The organism is Neptunomonas antarctica (genome assembly GCF_001305295.1).
In the GTDB taxonomy this organism is placed as follows: Bacteria; Pseudomonadota; Gammaproteobacteria; order Pseudomonadales; family Balneatricaceae; genus Neptunomonas; species Neptunomonas antarctica.
In genome coordinates, this window is record NZ_LJSI01000053.1 from 213,939 (window position 1) to 232,947 (window position 19,009).

Consider the following 19,009-nt stretch of genomic DNA (forward strand, 5'->3'; position numbering starts at 1 on the left):
TTGGCTTTTTTGTTTGTGAACTTTAGTTGTTTTTTGGAATGTCAGTTAAAAAACTGAATGAGTGCAGAGGGCTGTTTTTGGCGTGATACATTGCTTCATCAGCAGCGTTTAAAAGTTGTTTAGCTGTTCTTGAGTCTGAAGGGAATAAGTTAATCCCAATGCTTGCCGAGAGGTTGATGATTGATATTAAGTCATCCGGCGCAGCCAGTAGAGATAAAACACCGATGATTGAGGGCCGGTGTTATCTATTCCGCCAGAAGGACATATATAGCAGTGCAGATGATCTGTTTTCTTCATGTATAAAAGTGCAGCCCATCGAATGCAAAAGCGAAGAGTATTGTTTTTATTATATACAATGAAACATTAGTATCATCTTATGTGTTAGCTAGTTGATATTAGTCAAGTTACTTTCAGTGCGGCTTCTATACTCTGCGTCATTATGTCGCACCCTAACGGCGCAGGGTTAGAGGATAGGAAGTACGATGAACAAAGATATACAACGATGGATTGTTACTCTATTAACCTTTTTTGTATGGGCATCCAGCGCATTGGCGATGGTCCCTGTTTCTGATGAAAAACAGCTTGAACTAATCCAGAGTGCTTTTCCTGCGGCAACCAACATCAGTGAAAAGGCGCTTGTTGTTGAAGGAACGGCGATTATCCGCACCATTACTAAGGGTGATCAGGTACTGGGCTATGCGTTTGAATCGCAGGATGTTGTTGATATAGCGGCATACTCCGGCAAGCCCGTTAGAATGCTGATAGCGATTGATCCTGAAGGGAATTTTAAGTTATCCGCCGTACTTGAACATCATGAACCCATTCTGCTGGTGGGTATCCCAGAACATACATTGTTTGATTTCGCCGCGCAGTATCTGCCGTTTAAACTGACGGACAGAATCAAAGTGGGTGCGGCTAATCATAGTGATGTGATTAGTCTGGATGCTATCTCTGGCGCGACCGTAACCGTCATGGTGGTTAACGAAACCGTTATGCGTGCTTCCCGAAAAGTGGCTAAGCAGTTAGGGCTGCTGGGCATGTCTGAAGAAGCGAAAATCCCGCCTTCAACGGTGAATGCTGATCAGTTCCAAAAAGCTGACTGGACGACGCTTACCGGTGATGGCTCTATTCGCCATCTGTCACTCACGCGTGGTGATGTTAATGAAGCCTTTAAAGGCACCGCCGCTGAAAAGGATGTATCAGGTAAAGGACAGCATCAGCAAGAGCCCTTTATTGATCTTTTTTATGCGCCCGTTAATATTCCGACGATCGGCCGTAATTTATTAGGCGACAGTGAATATAAGTGGTTAATGGGCGAAATTAAACCCGGTGATCAGGTGATTGCTGTGATGGGTCAAGGGCAATACTCCTTTAAAGGTAATGGCTATGTGCGCGGCGGAATTTTTGATCGTCTGCAGCTGCAACAGTCAGACAAAGTTATCAGCTTTCATGATTCTGATTTTTTCCGTTTGAATGATGTCTTTATTGAAGGGTTTCCCGGTTTCACTGAAATGGCACTGTTCATTGTGCGCGGCCATTATGAATTTGATCTAGGTACACCTTGGCAAATTGAATTATTGGTACGCCGGCAAATCGGTGCATTAGACAGCGTTTTCACCAGCTTTTTTGGTGACTACATGACGCCTGAAGCGTATATCACTCGCCCTAAACCGGTAATTGTGACAGAGATTGAAGATGAGCCGTTATGGGTGTCTGTATGGAAGGGTAAAGCGTTTCAGATTGGTGTGTTGAGTGTCAGTTTACTATTACTTACGGTCATTATTTTCTTGCAGGATTGGCTGGTTCGCTATCCGAAATTATTACGCAATATCCGTCATATCTTCCTTACCTACACCGTATTTTTTATTGGTTGGTACACGTTAGGGCAATTGTCTATTGTTAACGTCTTTACCTTTGTTCATGCCGCTATGGGTAAGTTTCAGTGGGATGTATTCTTGCTGGATCCGGTGCTGTTCATTCTCTGGGGCTTTGTCGCAATGACGTTAGTTCTTTGGGGACGTGGCATATTCTGTGGTTGGTTATGCCCGTTTGGCGCGCTACAAGAATTGATTAATGAGATTGCCAGAGCAGTAAAAATTAAACAGTACGAACTTCCCTTTGCTGTTCATGAACGCCTTTGGGCAATCAAATATATTATTTTGCTGCTGTTGTTTGCCGTATCGCTTGAGTCGATCAACGAAGCTGAGCGCTATGCCGAGGTAGAGCCTTTTAAAACCGCCATTATGCTGAAGTTCCATCGGGAATGGGGCTATGTTTTATATGCGGGTATTCTGCTGTTCATCTCAATATTTACCCGCAAAGTCTACTGCCGTTATATATGCCCACTGGGTGCGGCGTTGGCTATTCCATCACGTTTACGTCTGTTTGATTGGTTGTATCGTCGTAAAGAATGCGGTCAGCCCTGCAAATTATGCGCGAACGAGTGTGAGATTCAGGCGATCCACCCTGATGGCACTATCAATGCTAACGAGTGCCACCACTGTCTGGATTGCCAGATGACCTATCACAATCATGATAAGTGTCCGCCGCTCGTTGTTAAAAAACGTAAAGCTAAAAAAGCAGCGCTGGTCGAAAACCAGATACCGAGCATAGATATCACTGATCCGGTGAAAGCGTGAACAGTGAATTAATTAACATCGAAAAAAACGTAAATTTCGGAGAAGATAAATGATTAATCCTAAAGATAAAGATTTACCAGTGATTGATACAGAAGACCGTAACGCCAGTGAGCACGTAAAACTGAGTCGTCGTCTTTTCCTGGGTGGTTCAGCTGCTCTTGTTGGTGCGGCGGGTGTTGGTTTCGGTTCTGCAATGATGCCAGCTGCGGCTCATGCCTCTTCAGGTGCTAAGCACACAGTAGGCCCTGGTGAGTTAGATGAGTATTACGGTTTTTGGAGTGGTGGCCATCAGGGTGAAGTGCGTGTTGTTGGCCTGCCTTCAATGCGTGAGTTGATGCGAATTCCGGTGTTTAACGTTGATAGTGCGACCGGTTGGGGTATTACGAATGAATCCAAGGCTGTTTTGGGTGAAAACGCACCTTTGAACGGTGACTGCCATCATCCCCATATGTCCATGACTGATGGCCATTATAATGGTAAGTATCTCTTCATCAACGATAAAGCCAACACGCGTGTTGCGCGTATCCGCGTTGATATCATGAAAACCGATAAGATCACTACTGTGCCTAATTGCCAGGCGATCCACGGTTTGCGCGTACAGAAAGTACCCTATACCAAGTATATTTTCGCTAATGCTGAATTCCGTATGCCGCACCCGAACGATGGCACTAATATGGATGACATTGAAGGTTACTACACCATGTTTAACGGTCTGAATGCCGAAACTATGGACGTGGATTGGCAGATTATCGTAGATGGTAACCTCGATAATACCGATGCCGACTACACGGGTAAGTATGCATTTTCGACCTGCTATAACTCTGAAGGTGCAATCAACCTGGCAGGCTCTATGCGTAACGAGCGTGACCACTTGGTTATCTTCAATATCGAGCGTATCGAAGCAGCCGTTAAAGCCGGTAAGTTCGAAACATTAGGTGACTCTAAAGTCCCTGTGTTGGATGGACGTAAAGGTTCTGAGCTTACGCGCTATGTTCCCGTTGCGAAGAATCCGCACGGTATCAATACGGCACCGGGTGGTAAGTATGCGGTAGCGAATGGCAAGTTATCTCCAACCGTGACTGTGTTCCAACTGGATAAGTTTGATGCACTGTTCGCTGACGAAATTCAGCCGCGTGATACGGTCGTCGCTGAAGTAGAATTGGGACTTGGGCCATTGCATACCGCGTTTGATGGTAAAGGTAACGCTTTTACGACGTTATTTATCGATAGCCAGATCTGTAAGTGGAATATCGAAAAAGCAATTGCTGCATATAACGGCGAAAAAGTTAACTATATCCTCCAGAAACTGGATGTGCATTATCAGCCGGGTCACAACCATACGACGATGGGTGAAACCCGTGATGCGGATGGCCAGTATCTGGTGTCTCTACAGAAATTTTCAAAAGACCGGTTCTTGCCATGCGGCCCGCTGCACCCTGAAAACGATCAGTTGATCGATATCTCCGGTGATGAAATGGTGCTGATTCACGATGGTCCTGCTTTTGCTGAACCGCACGATTGCATGATGGTCCACCGTAGCAAAATAAAAACCAGCAAGCTATATGACCGTAAAGACCCTTCTTTCGCGATGACTGTTGAGATGGCGAAGAAAGATGGCGTGACGCTTGAGACCGACAATAAAGTGATCCGTGAAGGGAAAAAAGTGCGTGTTTATATGACATCGGTTGCACCTATGTATGGCATGGATCAATTTACCGTGAAGCAGGGTGATGAAGTGACGGTTGTCATTACTAACCTGGATCAGATCGAAGATGTAACGCATGGTTTCTGCATGGTAAACCACGGTGTACAGATGGAGATCAGCCCGCAACAGACCTCCTCCGTTACCTTTATGGCTAATAATGTGGGTGTACATTGGTACTACTGCAACTGGTTCTGCCATGCACTTCACATGGAGATGCGTGGTCGTATGTTAGTTGAAATAGCGTAAAGCATAAAAACAGAAGAATTTGAGTTTTCTGCGGTGACTAACAAAAGCCAGGCGTTTTTCGTCTGGCTTTTGCTGTTTGTTTGTTTAGTTATCAGTTCTTTATAAATTAGTTACCGGGAGTAAAGTTATGCGGTTACTGCGCCACTTCATCGGTGTGATTCTGCTGCAGTTTGTTTTGCTTGCAACAGCCAGTGCTGAAGTCCGTGCTGTAAACCCTTCTCAGAATCTCCAGTCAGAAATTGATGCCGCCTATGCCGGCGATCAGCTGGTACTGAGTGCAGGTCGGTATGTGGGTAATTTTATCATTACCAAAAGTATTATTCTTAGCGGTGAATCCGGCGCGATTATCGATGCCAATGGACAAGATCATGCTTTGGTTGTTGATGTGCCCGATGCACGCATTGAAACGCTGGAAATCAGAAATTGGGGAGGTAATTTAACGACGTTAGACGCCGGTATTTTCGTCAATAAACAGGCAGCCAATACGCAAATAATAGGTAACTATCTGGTTGGTGATACGTTTGGTATTTGGGTGGATGGTACGCAGCACGTACAGATTAAAGCGAATCGTATAGAAGGTAATCTGAACGTACGCTCGCAGGACCGTGGTAACGGTATCCATCTCTTTAATGTCGGCAAAGCACGGGTTGAAGGCAATGAAGTGTGGCATACCCGCGATGGTATCTATATCGATACCAGTAATCATAATGAGCTGATCGGTAACTATCTGCACGACTTAAGATATGGCGTGCATTATATGTATTCGTACCATAATCGAGTGTCGGGTAACCACACGCTTAATACCCGTACCGGATATGCATTAATGCAATCCAAATTTCTCACCGTTACCGATAATATTTCAGAGAATGACTCGAATTACGGCATTTTGATGAACTTTATTACTAAATCTACGATTGAAAATAATTGGGTATCGGGTGTACAGAATAACCGCCCTAATGCGGGAGAAATGAGCATCCCTTCACAGACCGAAGGTAAAGGACTGTTTATTTATAACTCGTTGTTTAACCGGATTCGTGGCAATCATTTTTCAGATAACGATCTGGGTGTGCATATGACCGCTGGTTCTGAAGACAATATCTTTACCGGTAACGCCTTTGTTAATAACCGCGAGCAGGTTAAGTATGTGTCTACCCGGCATCAGAATTGGTCACATGAAGGCGTCGGTAATTACTGGAGTGACTACCTCGGATGGGATATGGATGGCGATGGTATTGGTGATACACAATATGAACCCACCGATGGCGTGGATCGCCTTTTGTGGAAGTTTCCTGCCGCCAGAGTGTTGTTAAACAGCCCGGCAGTTGAAACCATTCGCTGGGTACAGCGGCAATTTCCGGTGCTAAAAGCACAAGGGGTTGTAGATACTCATCCTTTGATGAATATGCCTGAACATTTATCGGTCCCTGCGGCCAGCGATACAATAGTGATGGAAAAAACTGATGACAAACATAGTTGAGTTAATGGGCGTAGAGAAGCGTTATCAGGGAGTGCAGGCTCTGAAGCCGCTAGACCTGGTGTTGCAGCAAGGCGAAGTATTGGGGTTGTTTGGCCATAACGGAGCAGGTAAAACGACTACTATCAAGTTGATTCTCGGGTTGATTAAAGCCAGTGCCGGGTCTGTGCGCGTATTTGGCCAGGATCCAACACTGTCTGAATCACGACGGACACGTTATCAGTTAGGTTTTCTTCAGGAAAATGTCAGTTTTTATGAACAGCTTACCGGGTTCGAAGTGCTGCGTTATTTTGCCCGCCTTAAAGGTATTCAAACATCAGAATGCCATCGTCTACTTGAGCAGGTTGGATTAAAAGCCGCCGCTGCACGGCGTGTTAAAACTTATTCAAAAGGGATGCGTCAACGCTTAGGGCTGGCGCAGGCGCTATTAGGAAATCCGAAACTACTGTTGCTGGATGAGCCGACTGTCGGCTTAGATCCACTCGCAACGCAGGATTTCTATCATCGTATTGCACAGCTTAAAGAGCAGGGTTGTACGGTAGTGCTGTGTTCTCATGTGTTACCCGGGGTTGAAAAGTACATAGACCGCGCTCTGATTATGGGTAAAGGAGCCGTGTTGGCGCAAGGCAGCCTGGATATGTTACGACTGCAGGCCGAATTACCACTGACATTGAATGTGAAAGGTTCTGGCTTGAATATTCCCGAAGGTCTGCACTCGCGCGCAACCGTATTGGCGGATGGTGTGAGCTTAACGCTTTCTTTGCAGGAAAAAATGCCGGTGATGCAGCATATGCTGGCGCAGGGCGGCGTGACCGATATTGATCTGCATTTGCCCTCGCTGGAGGATCTTTACACTCACTATACCCGTGCCTGTGTGGGGCATGAAATGGAGGGGGTGCTATGACGCCTATCGTTAGCGTTGCTGCAAAAGAGTTTCGTGATGGTTTACGTAACCGCTGGGTGCTGTCTATTGCCGTTATATTTGCGGTACTGGCCATCGGGTTAGCTTACTTTGGTTCCGCTGCGGCAGGACAAGTCGGCTTTACCTCTTTATCTACCACCATTATCAGCTTGGCAAGTTTAGCTGTTTTCATCATTCCATTGATTGCTCTGATGTTAGCGTATGACGGCATTGTCGGTGAAGATGAAAGTGGAACTTTACTCTTGTTGCTCACCTACCCTTTATCACGATGGCAGTTACTGTGCGGAAAAATGCTTGGACATGGTGCGATTATGGCGTTCTCTACCTTACTCGGTTTTGGCTCTGCTGCATTGATTATGGGGCTTTTTGCACCCGATATTGGTTGGTCTGAAATGTTGATACCTTTTATGTTATTTATCGTCTCTGCCATTTTGCTGGGCTGGATATTTATCGCCTTTGCTTATGTGATCAGTGTCAGTGTGACTGAAAAATCAAAAGCGGCAGGCTTGGCATTAATTGTCTGGTTCTTGTTTGTATTGGTATTTGATCTTGGGTTATTAGGGGTGTTAGTGGGCACGCAAGGTGATGTAGATGCTGAACTCTTTCCTTATTTATTACTTTTGAATCCTACCGATATATTCAGGTTGGTTAATATTACCTATTTTGCCGACCAACAGTTAAGCGGCTTGATGGCTATTGCAGAACATGTGCAGTTATCCACAACCTCACTAATGGCAAGTTTGCTTGTTTGGTTAGCCATACCGGTTTTATTGGCCTTAGTTTTATTTAACAGGAGAGCATTATAATGTTGAAATTACCTTACTCACGCATGCTGCCTGTTCTGTTCGTATTGCTGGCGATCTTTGGACTAACAGGATGCAATGAAGAAGCCAAAGAAAAGGTCATGGCACAACAGGCGATGGCGCTTGAAAGCGGAGATGAGTGCCACCTTTGCGGCATGCTGATTACTCGTTTTCCAGGCCCTAAAGGGCAAGTGTTCGAGCGTGGGATTAAGCAAAACATGAAATTTTGCTCAACCCGGGATATGTTTGCTTATGCGTTAGATCCAGAGCATAAGCATAATATCCAATCGGTGTTTGTACATGATATGGCGGTTAATCCGTGGGAAAAACCAACCGATGAAACCTATATTGATGGTCGCAAGGCCTGGTTTGTTATCGGATCGTCTAAGAAAGGGGCGATGGGTCCTACGCTTGCCAGCTTTAAAACACAAGAGGATGCCGAAGCGTTCGCAAAGGAGTTTGGTGGTGAGTTGAAACGTTTTGATGAACTGACGCTCGATATTATCTAGTCGGGCAGCATTGATTTATTATTCTCTATCAGGTTAGCGGACCCTATTCGATATCAGAATAGGGTGTGCGTATGTGATCGGCAATAGATTAGTTCTCGGGTCTGTAGCGTGCGGCACTAATGACACTGATTAAGTGAATGATGGCGGCAATAATGGCAGGAAAAATCAGAAAATAAAGTGCATAGCCGATTGCCGTGGTAATAAAGAAAAACAAGGCGGCTAATATCCTGCCTTGTACCAAGTGACCTAATCCGGGGATGAAAATATTACACAACGCGGCGATGACATTCCCCGCGCTACCTTGTTGACTCATCAATATATCCTCAATGTATCTTTCAAAGAAGGGTGCGTTAATCCTTCATGGCTGTCAATAATCCGTCTTTATTCGATACTAAGAATGGCCAGCTGTTTGAGATTCTTTGTGGATAAGTTTGAGGAATAGCTACGTGATATGACAAAGATTACAGAGTGAAATAACCGGATCATATTTGGTTTAGCATAAATGTAGATGTTAATATTGGTAATATCGATTTATTATTAAGCGTCAAATATCTTTTCAGCTCTAGCAGGGAGTGCTTTGTGTCGAAACTATTATCCGCCCTTGAGAGCGAAGAACAACTGAGTGTCTTGATGGCACGGCAGCCGATTTTCTCAAAAAGTCAGGATGTGGTCGCGTTTGAATTACTTTTCCGGGGATCCGACGGAGTAAGTTTAGCCACACTGAAGGATGAATTCGCTACCTTTGATGTCGTGATGAATACATATGCGAACATAGTCAAAGCGGGTGGCAATCAAAAAGTACCTTGTTATCTTAAAGTGACTGATAAAGTATTACTCGCTGACCTGTTACCCGACTTACCCCCATCGTTATTTTCGCTGGAAATTCTAGGGCGATCAGATGTCTCACCCGCTTTCGTCGAAAAATTACAAGAGTTATCAAAAAAAGGATACCGTATCGTTCTTGCCGATTACGATCCTGAGAACCCTAAGTTTACTGTTTTATTAAATGTTATCCATGTATTGAAACTCGATATTCAGAAGTTAGGGTTGTCTGAATTGCCCGGGATTATTCAGAAACTGAAACCTTATCAGTTAGATTTGTTGGCCGATAAAGTTGAGACGAAGGACGAGTTTCGCCAATGTCTTGAGATGGGTTTTACACTTTATCAGGGATACTTTCTCAGCCGGCCCGTGGCGGTAAAAGGGAAAAAAATTAACAGCAATAAAATACTATTACTTCAGTTATTAGGTGAACTTGAGCAGGAGAATGCAACAGGTGTGACACTGGAGGAAATCGCCATTAATGATCCGGCGTTGACTTACAAAATTCTAAAAGTTGTAAACTCCGCTGCGTTTCATGTCCCACGTGAGATTAACTCACTGTCGCATGCTATTACATTATTGGGTATGGAGCAGATTCGTCGCTGGATTATGTTATTTCTCTCCACTTCGCAGGACGGTAAGCCCAATGAGCTTACGCGTAATATGCTGATTCGCGGGCGAATGTGTGAGTTGCTGGCTGAATTGATGGGACACCCGAATACCATGAACTACTTTATTGTGGGTTTGCTCTCGCAATTAGATGCCATGTTTGATATTGAAATGAAGGAACTGCTAAAGGAGGTCCCGCTGAGCTCCGAACTGAAAAATGCATTATTATATTATTCGGGAGCGATGGGAGAAACGCTTAAAGATGTTGAATTCTATGAGCGAGGGCAGTTTGACCAATTGCAAGGTAGTTTGGAGAAACCATTATATGAGGTCGCTTATCGTCATAGTTTAAAGTGGTCGGATAATGTCATGCAAGCATTGTTAAGTTCTGATTGAGTCCCCGTGTTTATTTGAGTTTTATTTTTGAATCAAAACACGGAGGGATTTATGGAAACTAGTATACAAAATAAGGATGTTTTAATTGCTGTTCTTGATCGTCAGGAAAGAGATGATCTACCTTGGCGCAAAATTGGTGTCTTGATTTCTTTTATGATGACGGCCTTTTTGCAGTGCATCTTGTTGTTGAAGCCGATGGCTTTGTTGATTCATGCTGCCAATACATAATAATGATATGGTTTCCTGAAGGACTTAGTCAGGTCGATTTGATCATCCTTGTGAGTACCAGTGCCTTTACTTCAATGATGACAGCCGCCGTAGGTATTGGCGGAGGGGTGTTGTTATTAGCGGTTATGGCTCAAATGATACCCGTGCAGGCGTTGATTCCAGTACATGGGTTAGTTCAGCTCGGCTCAAATGGTAACCGTGCCTATATGACCCGCCAGCATATCGACTGGAAAATGAGTCGATTGTTTATTCTGGGTGCACTGTCAGGTGCCGTGATTTCTGCCTGGATCGTTGTTCAATTACCGTTGGATATCATTCGGTTAACGGTGGCCTTTTTTATTCTGCTTCTGGTCTGGGGGCCGAAGCCCAAAGCGGTTGTTCTCTCCAGTATTAAATTGGTGATTGCTGGCGGTGTTACCACGATTATTTCTGCTTTTGTCGGAGCAACCGGACCTTTGGTCGCCGCGTTTGTGCATCGTCAGAATATGGATAAACTGCCGACAGTGGCTACGTTTGCTACCTGTATGTCATTTCAGCACATGCTTAAGGCCGCCGTTTTTATAACTGTAGGGTTTTCCTTTCAGGAATGGATTATCGTTATTATATTGATGGTTATTAGCGGGGCAGTCGGAACATGGGTTGGTTTACATCTACTGAAAACACTCTCTGCCAAGACGTTTCAATTACTCTTCCGCTGGGTGGTCACTTTGCTGGCGCTACGTTTGTGTTGGCAAGTTTGGCTTGGTGGATGAACGCTACATAACTCTTTATACAATAAGTTACATGTCTCTATGTAAAAAACGCTACAGACAATGTATGTAAAAAATCTATGTAAAAAACCCGCCTGATATAGGCGGGTTTTTTAATAAAAGAAAGACCGATTTAATCCAGCATGCTTAAATCACGAACCGCGCCCTTATCAGCAGATGTTGCCAGCAGAGCGTAGGCTTTTAAGGCAGCAGATACTTTACGCGGACGGGCTTCAACAGGCTTCCAGCCAGCTTTGCCTTTGGCGTCCATCGCTATACGGCGTGTTGCCAGTTCGTCATCAGATATTAGCAGGTTGATGGTACGGTTTGGAATGTCGATGCGGATAATGTCACCGTTTTCAACCAGGCCGATGGCGCCGCCAGCAGCTGCTTCAGGTGACACGTGACCAATCGACAGACCGGATGTGCCGCCCGAAAAACGTCCGTCAGTCAGTAGTGCGCATTCTTTACCCAGGCCTTTGGATTTAATATATGACGTAGGATACAACATCTCTTGCATACCCGGGCCGCCTTTAGGGCCTTCGTAGCGTACGATGATGATGTCACCGGATTTAACCTTGTCCGCCAGAATGTTAGCCACAGCTTCATCCTGAGATTCAGTGACGTGTGCAGAGCCTTCAAATACCAGAATAGATTCATCGACTCCGGCTGTTTTAACGACACAGCCATCCAGTGCGATGTTGCCTGTCAGTATAGCGAGCCCGCCTTCCAGAGAGTAGGCATGTTCCAGTGAGCGAATGCAGCCGTTTTCACGGTCGCCATCTACTGTTGGCCAGCGTGTCGACTGGCTAAATGCTGTTTGTGTGGGAATACCTGCAGGGCCCGCTTTGAAAAATTGGATGACTTCCGGTGACGGGTTACGCATGATATCCCACTTTTCCAGCCCTTCCAGCAAGGTTTTGCTATGTACGGTAGGTTGGTCGGTATGTAGTGTGCCTGCTCGGTCTAATTCACCCAGAATGGCAAATACACCCCCAGCACGATGCACATCTTCTACATGATAGAGGGGCGAGTTAGGTGCCACTTTACATAGCTGTGGAACGCTATGAGAGAGGCGGTCAATATCCTTCATGGTGAAATCAATTTCAGCTTCTTGCGCAATGGCTAACAAATGAAGAATAGTATTGGTTGAGCCGCCCATGGAAATATCAAGTGTCATCGCATTTTCAAAGGCTTTGAAGTTGCCAATGTTGCGTGGCAGCGCTGACTCGTCATCCTGTTCATAGTAACGTTTCGCCAAATCTACTATCCGGGCCCCTGCTTCATTGAACAGCTCACGACGATCACTATGCGTTGCCAGCATGGTGCCATTGCCAGGCAGTGAAAGGCCTAAGGCTTCTGTCAGACAGTTCATGGAGTTAGCTGTGAACATGCCTGAGCACGAGCCACACGTTGGGCAGGCTGAACGTTCATACTCGGCGACTTTTTCGTCAGACGCGGTATCATCAACCGCAATCACCATCGCATCAACCAGGTCCAGTTTATGTTCAGAGAGCTTAGTTTTACCGGCTTCCATTGGGCCGCCGGATACAAAGATAACCGGAATATTGAGGCGCATCGCTGCCATTAACATTCCCGGTGTGATTTTGTCACAGTTAGATATGCAGACGAGTGCATCAGCACAGTGTGCATTCACCATGTATTCAACGGAGTCTGCAATGATGTCGCGTGATGGCAGCGAATAAAGCATACCGTCATGACCCATCGCGATACCGTCGTCGACCGCGATAGTATTAAATTCTTTAGCAACGCCGCCGGCTTTTTCAATTTCACGAGCAACCAGCTGCCCCATGTCTTTCAGATGGACATGACCCGGCACAAATTGGGTGAATGAGTTGGCTATTGCGATGATCGGTTTGTGAAAGTCGTCGTCTTTCATGCCAGTAGCGCGCCATAAAGCACGGGCACCCGCCATATTGCGACCAGATGTAGAAGTTTTAGAGCGATAAACGGGCATGGATGACTCTCTCTGAATAGTGATTGATTAGAGTGGCTTGAAATTATACCAGAAACTTTACCGCAATTAAGAATGGCGATGTTCTTGCTTAAAGAATGTACTCACATATAAAAATATTCTGCTTAAAAGTAAGCGTAGCTTTAAAAGTCATAGAAAAACTGAGATAGTCTGACGTTATGATAATACGTGATTTACTAGGATAGCCAATGTTAGATAATACCTCTAAAAAGACTGCTACGAACACGCAAGCTAACAAAAAACTTCGCTCTGATAAGTGGTTGCGATTGTTCATGAGAGTAGGGATTCCCTTGGGCGTTATCAGTCTCGCCAGCTTATGGTTAGGTCATCTGTTAGCTCATCCTGTTTTTGGGAAGTTGTTTCTGGTGACATTACCTTTAGCGTTGATAGTTGGGTTTTCTTACAATATCCGTTATGTCATGTTGGCGGTTCGGGAGCAGCGTAAGGCATCAGAAATTAACAAATAAGAGGTGCATGTTGTGCTGTTTTCGAGCTATTAAAATTTCTGGAGAACAGTATAGGTTATGATTTTCGTCACTGTTATTTAAGTCAGGAAGGCAATATTATTAAGCGAATAGAAGGGGAGATATCGTGATGGAAAAAGTATTGGCCGGTCGATGAAATTATCCGGATTCTGATCGGATTAGTTTTGATTACTTTAGTGTTTATCGGTCCACAAGCTTTGTGGGGATGGGTTGGTGTACGTGCTTGTAAATCTTGCAGTAAATAACCAAGACAGAATTAAGCTACCCGACCGCTAATTTGAGTAGCTTTATTCTTTATGTTGGGCTGTTCACGAATAGTTCAGGTCAATTTGGTATCGTATGTGGTTAGTTAAGTTGAACTCTTAGTTCAATTGAAAACTTATTGACCTGTTCTTTTATCTTGTTTTGTCACTTTTGGGGCAATCTAGACAGGATTGTCTGTTTTTCTCATGACATTCACTAAGTACTTTTTTAGGCGTTAAACCCAAGAAAGTGGAATTAATATTGTATACCTAGAATTACAAAATACTAAAAAAAGAGCAAGAAAAATGACTCTTTTTTATGTTTTGTTTTTCCTTATAAGCCGCACCTAGCCCTGTTGATATCGCTTCGATTGATACTGTTGGCGTGGCTAAAAAAAATTATGTCGGTCAAGCAGTAAAGGTAGACAAACTCACGCTAGAAACAGGCGTGGCATATCGTATTCGTTTGGTTAACAATGGACATGTAAAAGGGGGGCTGGTTGATGCAACGAGTGGCAAGCTGTTACCCCGTAAAACCTGGAGTATTAAATGAAACTGCTCGTAGTAGAAGATGATGCAGACTTGCGTCGTCAGTTGGTCACAGGGCTGGGGTCTCACGGGTATACCGTAGAGGAAACGGCGGATGGTCAAGAAGCGCTCTACCTGGGGTATGAGTTTTCTTACGATCTGGCGATAGTTGATTTAGGTTTGCCTTCTTTATCGGGTGTGGATTTGATTAAAAAATGGCGTGCTCAAGAGCGTAATTTACCTATACTTATTCTTACTGCCAGAAGTGACTGGCAAGACAAGGTTGAAGGGCTGGAAGCAGGGGCCGATGACTTTTTGGTCAAACCTTTTCATATGGAAGAATTATTGGCGCGCTTGAATGCGTTACTCCGCAGAGCGGCAGGCCACGCGAAGCCTGTACTTGAATTCGGGGTGTTGAGTCTGGATACTATTGGACGCGTGGTGTCGTGTGATTCCCGGCCGATTAAATTGACAAGTTATGAGTATCGCACGTTAGAATATTTGATGCTGAATGCAGGTAAAACAGTATCAAAGTCGGAATTAACCGAACATCTTTATCATCAGGATTTTGACAGAGATAGTAACGTACTTGAAGTTTTTATCAGGCGGTTGCGTCAAAAGATTGATCCGAATCAGACGCTCCAACCTATTAAGACCGTTCGAGGGTTGGGGTATAGGTTTGATCTTCCGACCGCATAATTTTTCATTATGAAATCCTCCGCTGGTTTGGCCTTCCGTTCGTTAAAAGCCAGATTGCTGATAGCTTCATTCATGCTGCTGCCTCTTATTATTGGGGCGGCCGGTTACGCATTACAAAATTCCTATTCTGATAATTTGCAGGCGGCATTAGAGAAGCGTCTTCGTATACAAACATACCTTATGGTTGGTGCTGCAGAGATACAGGATAATAAGCTGGTTATCTCTGATGCTCAGCAACGGCTACATTTAGGCAGTGAAGCCTATGGATTTATTCATACCCCTCTTGGTTTACTTCAATGGCAATCAGCTTCAGCTTATCTCTTGAGTGAAAAAGTACATAATTCATTAGTGGATTTCCGCATTCCTATGGATGAAACCCGATTTGTACACTTCAAAGAAAATAATCTTTACCTCTATCAGTATCCTCTTCAGTGGAATAATGGTGCCATAGCGAGACGCTATATCTTTTCAATTGTTGCAAACGGAGCAGAATTAACGGCTGAACTAAACGCTTACCGCACCCAATTATGGAGTTGGTTATTGGCTGTTACAGTCTTCGCGATGCTGCTGCAAACGTTGATTACCCGGTGGGGGCTTCAGCCTTTAAGTGCGCTGGTCGATGATTTGCATAATATTGAGCGCGGTTATTCGACCCGATTGGCGGGGTACTATCCTGAAGAAGTCCAGGACGTCACTGATAGTCTGAATGATCTGCTGATTAGCGAGAGTGATCAGCGCGAGCGTTACCGTAATACATTGGGTGATCTTGCGCACAGTTTAAAAACGCCTTTAGCGGTGATCCAGGGGGCGGGTAATGAGCAGCTAATGTATGAAGGGTATCGTAGTGTTGTCGATGAACAGGTTCGCCGTATGGACCAGATTGTCCAATATCAATTAGCGAAAGCGGTGATAAGCCGGAACAATACGATTGCCCATGCCACACTTTTGGCCCCGGTTATTCAACGAATCACCTCGGCATTGGGCAAAGTGTACCGTGAAAAAAACGTTGTGGTCTCTCTTTTACTGGATGAAACCGCGGTTTTTGGTGCAGATGAACGTGACATGATGGAGTTGCTAGGGAACATACTTGAAAACGCTTTTAAGTATAGTTACTCTGCCGTCCGGGTGTCCTTAATCAAGGAACCCGAATGGTTGCGGTTGGATATTGAAGATGATGGGCCTGGCGTCTCGCCGGATATGCGACACATTATATTACAGCGAGGAGCGAGGGTGGATACGTCTGCCGCTCCAGGCCAGGGAATTGGCCTGACCGTCGCTGTTGATATTCTTAGTAGCTATAACGGCCAGCTAGAGGTTGGCGAGTCTTCGTTGAATGGCGCTCGCTTTAAAATTATTTTGCCAACGGTTTAATTACAGGCTTTTACTGAAGACTTTTGAATTTCTTTGGAAGTTATACAGTGTTTGTTTTTTGCCGGGTAGTTTTTCCAACGAAATTTCCGCGAAACCATGTTCAATAAACCAGTGCGCTGTTCTGGTTGTCAGTACAAATAGCGTGTTGAGTTGCAGTTCTCTGGCTTTCTCTTCGATGGCGCTTAACAGCATCTCGGCACGGTCACCACCCTGGTATTCTTTTGTAATAGCAACACAGGCAAGCTCACCCATTAATTCCTCAGGGTATTGATACAGGGCTGCACAGCCAATGATGGCACCGTCGCGTTCCACGACAAAGAATTGTTCGACCTCTGCTTCAAGCAGTTCGCGCGAGCGGCGAACCAGTATACCTTTCTCTTCTAAGGGTTTAATCAGTTCTATAATACCGCCAACGTCTTCGATATTAGCGCTTCGGACTTGCTCATATGATTCTTGAATAATCATAGTGCCGGCACCGTCTCGGGTGTAAAGTTCAGCGAGTAATGCGCCATCGTCTTTATAGCTAATTAAATGGCAGCGGGGCACGCCTCCTGCGCATACTTCTGTGGCCATTTGTAGCAGCTTGGAAAGCTCGGTGTAAGCGGTTTCAGGGTTATCCAGTTGCGAGTGATATTGATGGAGAAAGCGTTCGGCCGTGCGTGCTAGTAATTCACTACGTAATGAACCACGGCTATCAATAATGCCCTTTTCGCCGCCAAACAGAATCAGCTTATCGGCTTTGAGTGTGATGGCTGTTTGTGAGGCGACCTCTTCAACCGGAAGATTGAATATTTCTCCGGTCGGCGAATAGCCAAGATTAGATAACAGCACAATATTACCCAGATCAAGTTGACTGCGTATGCCTCTATGATCAATGCGCCTGACCTCGCCGGTATGGCATAAATCGACACCTTCATAAATGCCGATCGGTCTTCCGGTAATGTAGTTACCGGAGCACACTCGCATTTCTGCTCCATGCATTGGTGTATTCACCAACCCCATGGAAAGTTTAGCTTCAATGGTGCTTCTGATGACACCTATTGCTTCAATAACGCATTGTAATGACGCGCTATCAGTCACACGTAGATCGTGATGTAGGCGAGTTTGTACGCCTTGTGCTGTTAATCTTTCTTCGATTTGTGGGCGCGCACCATGTACCAGAACCAGACGGATTCCCAGGCTGTTCATTAGCGCGATATCATGAACGATGTTTTCGAAATTGTTATCTGCTATCGCTTCGCCGCCAAGCATCAAAACAAATGTTTTGCCCTGGTGTGCATTAATATAAGGCGAAGCGTGGCGAAACCAATTGACGTAGTTAATGCTCTCGTCAGACACCTGTGTTTTCCTTTTGTACTTCTACGCAATAGCGCTGGATCATTTGTGTAAGAATATCAACAGTGGGAGTGATCTGATCCAGAGCCAAAAATTCATCCGGCTGATGGGCTTGGTTGATACTTCCCGGCCCCATAACAATGGTTTCCATGCCCAGTGATTGCAGGAAAGGCGCTTCTGTTCCAAATGCAACGGCTTCGGCCGTATGGCCTGTTAGCTGTTCAGCCATACGTACCAGTGACGCATTTTTGTCTGTTTCGAAGGAAGGGATGCCTGGAAACAGCGGTCGACAATCGATTTTGACATTAAATAAGTCTTCAATTGGGCGTACGCGCCGAGTGATATCTTCTCTCAATAATGAAAGTCCCATACCCGGTAGAGGGCGAATATCATACTCAAGTTCACACTGACCGCAGATACGGTTAGGGTTGTCGCCTCCATGAATGCAGCCAAGGTTAAGCGTTGGCACATTAACGCTAAAAGCACTGTTTTGATAATTCTGCTGTAAGTGGTTTCGGTATTTCACCAGTTCAGACAGGACTGCGTGCATTGCATCCAGTGCATTTGCACCTAAAGAAGGGTCAGATGAATGGCCCGCGCTTCCGGTTATTCGGATGCTTTCCATCATCATTCCTTTATGCATCCGAATCGGGGTCATCTCCGTAGGTTCGCCGATAATCGCATAACGGGCTTTCGGTTTGCCGGCATCTACCAGTGCTTGTGCGCCAGACATAGAGCTTTCTTCATCGGCCGTGGCAAGGATAATGAGCGGTGCTGCCAATGGTGTATTGATGAACTTGCGTGCTGCTTCAATGGCGATGGGGAAAAAACCTTTCATGTCACAGGTGCCCAAACCATAAAGCCGATTATCACGTTCGGTCAACCTGAAAGGGTTGCTTTTCCATAGCTCGTCATTGCATGGGACGGTATCAGTATGACCTGAAAGAACCAGTCCGCCCGGGCCATGCCCTAATGTTGCTATTAAATTAGCTTTTCCTGGGTAACCCGGCACTGGCATGATTTCGGTTTTGAAACCAAGGTTGTCGAGCCATTCTGCCAGAAGGGTTATCACCGCCAGGTTGCTCATATCATGTTCAGTTGTCGTTGAACTGATAGAGGGCGCTGCGATTAGCTGGCCTAGCATTTGTATAAGAGGGGGTGTTTGTTTAGACATAAAAAAAGCCTGCACATGTTTTTAATCTATTGTGCAGGCTTTTTTTGAACAGGTCGAGTGGAACTCGGTCTGCACTG

Annotated in this window: 18 protein-coding genes; 13 read left to right on the forward strand and 5 right to left on the reverse strand. The window is 45.2% G+C overall.

What is annotated here, in order from left to right:
- Nucleotides 1–22: 22 nt before the first annotated feature.
- Complete coding sequence (locus tag Nant_RS21955) at nt 23–229, reverse strand: diguanylate cyclase domain-containing protein (protein ID WP_082400394.1); 207 nt, start codon at nt 227–229, stop codon at nt 23–25.
- Between the two features lie 253 nt (nt 230–482).
- On the opposite strand from Nant_RS21955, the gene nosR reads away from it, so the two are divergent.
- The 6 genes from nosR to Nant_RS15770 all read left to right on the forward strand — a co-directional run bounded on the left by nosR (nt 483) and on the right by Nant_RS15770 (nt 8,298).
- Complete coding sequence (gene nosR, locus Nant_RS15745) at nt 483–2,639, forward strand: transcriptional regulator NosR (RefSeq protein WP_054342606.1); 2,157 nt, start codon at nt 483–485, stop codon at nt 2,637–2,639.
- Nucleotides 2,640–2,688: 49 nt separating this feature from the next.
- On the forward strand, nt 2,689–4,590 hold the full coding sequence (gene nosZ / locus Nant_RS15750; protein WP_054342607.1) for a TAT-dependent nitrous-oxide reductase: 1,902 nt from the start codon (nt 2,689–2,691) through the stop codon (nt 4,588–4,590).
- Between the two features lie 127 nt (nt 4,591–4,717).
- Nucleotides 4,718–6,067, forward strand: coding sequence for a nitrous oxide reductase family maturation protein NosD (locus tag Nant_RS15755; RefSeq protein ID WP_076495892.1), 1,350 nt, complete (start codon nt 4,718–4,720; stop codon nt 6,065–6,067).
- Nucleotides 6,051–6,968 (forward strand): ABC transporter ATP-binding protein, encoded by a 918-nt coding sequence (locus Nant_RS15760; protein ID WP_054342608.1) that lies wholly within the window; start codon nt 6,051–6,053, stop codon nt 6,966–6,968. The genes Nant_RS15755 and Nant_RS15760 overlap by 17 nt, the downstream gene beginning before the upstream one ends.
- Entirely contained in the window at nt 6,965–7,792 is an 828-nt protein-coding gene (locus Nant_RS15765; RefSeq protein WP_054342609.1) for an ABC transporter permease subunit, read from the forward strand. The genes Nant_RS15760 and Nant_RS15765 overlap by 4 nt, the downstream gene beginning before the upstream one ends.
- Nucleotides 7,792–8,298: a nitrous oxide reductase accessory protein NosL gene (locus Nant_RS15770; RefSeq protein WP_054342610.1), complete on the forward strand. Its 507-nt coding sequence runs from the start codon at nt 7,792–7,794 to the stop codon at nt 8,296–8,298. The genes Nant_RS15765 and Nant_RS15770 overlap by 1 nt, the downstream gene beginning before the upstream one ends.
- Before the next feature lie 88 nt (nt 8,299–8,386).
- Here Nant_RS15770 and Nant_RS15775 read toward each other — a convergent pair whose 3' ends face one another.
- The gene (locus Nant_RS15775; RefSeq protein ID WP_054342611.1) at nt 8,387–8,611 is read right to left on the reverse strand and encodes a hypothetical protein; all 225 of its coding nucleotides are present in this window, start codon (nt 8,609–8,611) and stop codon (nt 8,387–8,389) included.
- A gap of 266 nt (nt 8,612–8,877) precedes the next feature.
- On the opposite strand from Nant_RS15775, the gene Nant_RS15780 reads away from it, so the two are divergent.
- From Nant_RS15780 to Nant_RS15785, 3 genes are read left to right on the forward strand one after another with little or no spacing between them, the layout of a single operon-like run.
- Nucleotides 8,878–10,125, forward strand: a complete 1,248-nt coding sequence (locus Nant_RS15780; RefSeq protein ID WP_238377168.1) for an EAL and HDOD domain-containing protein — start codon at nt 8,878–8,880, stop codon at nt 10,123–10,125.
- Between the two features lie 51 nt (nt 10,126–10,176).
- A complete protein-coding gene (locus tag Nant_RS21370) occupies nt 10,177–10,353 on the forward strand; it encodes a hypothetical protein (RefSeq protein WP_156298838.1) in 177 nt (58 codons plus the stop codon).
- Between the two features lie 2 nt (nt 10,354–10,355).
- Nucleotides 10,356–11,105 (forward strand): sulfite exporter TauE/SafE family protein, encoded by a 750-nt coding sequence (locus tag Nant_RS15785; RefSeq protein WP_054342612.1) that lies wholly within the window; start codon nt 10,356–10,358, stop codon nt 11,103–11,105.
- A 130-nt stretch (nt 11,106–11,235) separates the two neighbouring features.
- Here Nant_RS15785 and ilvD read toward each other — a convergent pair whose 3' ends face one another.
- Nucleotides 11,236–13,080, reverse strand: coding sequence for a dihydroxy-acid dehydratase (ilvD, locus tag Nant_RS15790; protein ID WP_054342613.1), 1,845 nt, complete (start codon nt 13,078–13,080; stop codon nt 11,236–11,238).
- 206 nt (nt 13,081–13,286) lie between these two features.
- Between ilvD and Nant_RS15795 the strand changes: the two genes are divergently transcribed.
- From Nant_RS15795 to Nant_RS15805, 4 genes are all read left to right on the forward strand, one after another.
- Nucleotides 13,287–13,565, forward strand: coding sequence for a hypothetical protein (locus tag Nant_RS15795; protein WP_054342614.1), 279 nt, complete (start codon nt 13,287–13,289; stop codon nt 13,563–13,565).
- Nucleotides 13,566–14,210: 645 nt separating this feature from the next.
- On the forward strand, nt 14,211–14,378 hold the full coding sequence (locus tag Nant_RS21380; RefSeq protein ID WP_156298839.1) for a PepSY domain-containing protein: 168 nt from the start codon (nt 14,211–14,213) through the stop codon (nt 14,376–14,378).
- Entirely contained in the window at nt 14,375–15,052 is a 678-nt protein-coding gene (locus tag Nant_RS15800; protein ID WP_054342615.1) for a response regulator transcription factor, read from the forward strand. The genes Nant_RS21380 and Nant_RS15800 overlap by 4 nt, the downstream gene beginning before the upstream one ends.
- 9 nt (nt 15,053–15,061) lie before the next feature.
- Entirely contained in the window at nt 15,062–16,423 is a 1,362-nt protein-coding gene (locus tag Nant_RS15805; protein WP_054342616.1) for an ATP-binding protein, read from the forward strand.
- On the opposite strand, the gene argA is transcribed toward Nant_RS15805, so the two are convergent.
- Nucleotides 16,424–17,761, reverse strand: a complete 1,338-nt coding sequence (gene argA / locus Nant_RS15810; RefSeq protein WP_054342617.1) for an amino-acid N-acetyltransferase — start codon at nt 17,759–17,761, stop codon at nt 16,424–16,426.
- Nucleotides 17,754–18,932 carry an acetylornithine deacetylase gene (argE, locus tag Nant_RS15815; protein ID WP_054342618.1) on the reverse strand — a complete coding sequence of 393 codons (1,179 nt, stop codon included), beginning with the start codon at nt 18,930–18,932 and terminating at the stop codon, nt 17,754–17,756. The genes argA and argE overlap by 8 nt, the downstream gene beginning before the upstream one ends.
- Between the last annotated feature and the right edge of the window lie 77 nt (nt 18,933–19,009).

Bases quoted from the DNA above. Each gene is read 5' to 3' on its own strand.
- Nant_RS15800 (WP_054342615.1), top strand. From the start codon at position 14,375: ATGAAACTGCTCGTAGTAGAAGATGATGCAGACTTGCGTCGTCAGTTG.
- Nant_RS15805 (WP_054342616.1), top strand. From the start codon at position 15,062: ATGAAATCCTCCGCTGGTTTGGCCTTCCGTTCGTTAAAAGCCAGATTG.
- Nant_RS15755 (WP_076495892.1), top strand. From the start codon at position 4,718: ATGCGGTTACTGCGCCACTTCATCGGTGTGATTCTGCTGCAGTTTGTT.
- Nant_RS15775 (WP_054342611.1), bottom strand. From the start codon at position 8,611: ATGAGTCAACAAGGTAGCGCGGGGAATGTCATCGCCGCGTTGTGTAAT.
- ilvD (WP_054342613.1), bottom strand. From the start codon at position 13,080: ATGCCCGTTTATCGCTCTAAAACTTCTACATCTGGTCGCAATATGGCG.
- argE (WP_054342618.1), bottom strand. From the start codon at position 18,932: ATGTCTAAACAAACACCCCCTCTTATACAAATGCTAGGCCAGCTAATC.
- Nant_RS21370 (WP_156298838.1), top strand. From the start codon at position 10,177: ATGGAAACTAGTATACAAAATAAGGATGTTTTAATTGCTGTTCTTGAT.
- Nant_RS15770 (WP_054342610.1), top strand. From the start codon at position 7,792: ATGTTGAAATTACCTTACTCACGCATGCTGCCTGTTCTGTTCGTATTG.
- nosZ (WP_054342607.1), top strand. From the start codon at position 2,689: ATGATTAATCCTAAAGATAAAGATTTACCAGTGATTGATACAGAAGAC.
- Nant_RS15795 (WP_054342614.1), top strand. From the start codon at position 13,287: ATGTTAGATAATACCTCTAAAAAGACTGCTACGAACACGCAAGCTAAC.
- Nant_RS15760 (WP_054342608.1), top strand. From the start codon at position 6,051: ATGACAAACATAGTTGAGTTAATGGGCGTAGAGAAGCGTTATCAGGGA.
- Nant_RS15765 (WP_054342609.1), top strand. From the start codon at position 6,965: ATGACGCCTATCGTTAGCGTTGCTGCAAAAGAGTTTCGTGATGGTTTA.
- Nant_RS15785 (WP_054342612.1), top strand. From the start codon at position 10,356: ATGATATGGTTTCCTGAAGGACTTAGTCAGGTCGATTTGATCATCCTT.
- nosR (WP_054342606.1), top strand. From the start codon at position 483: ATGAACAAAGATATACAACGATGGATTGTTACTCTATTAACCTTTTTT.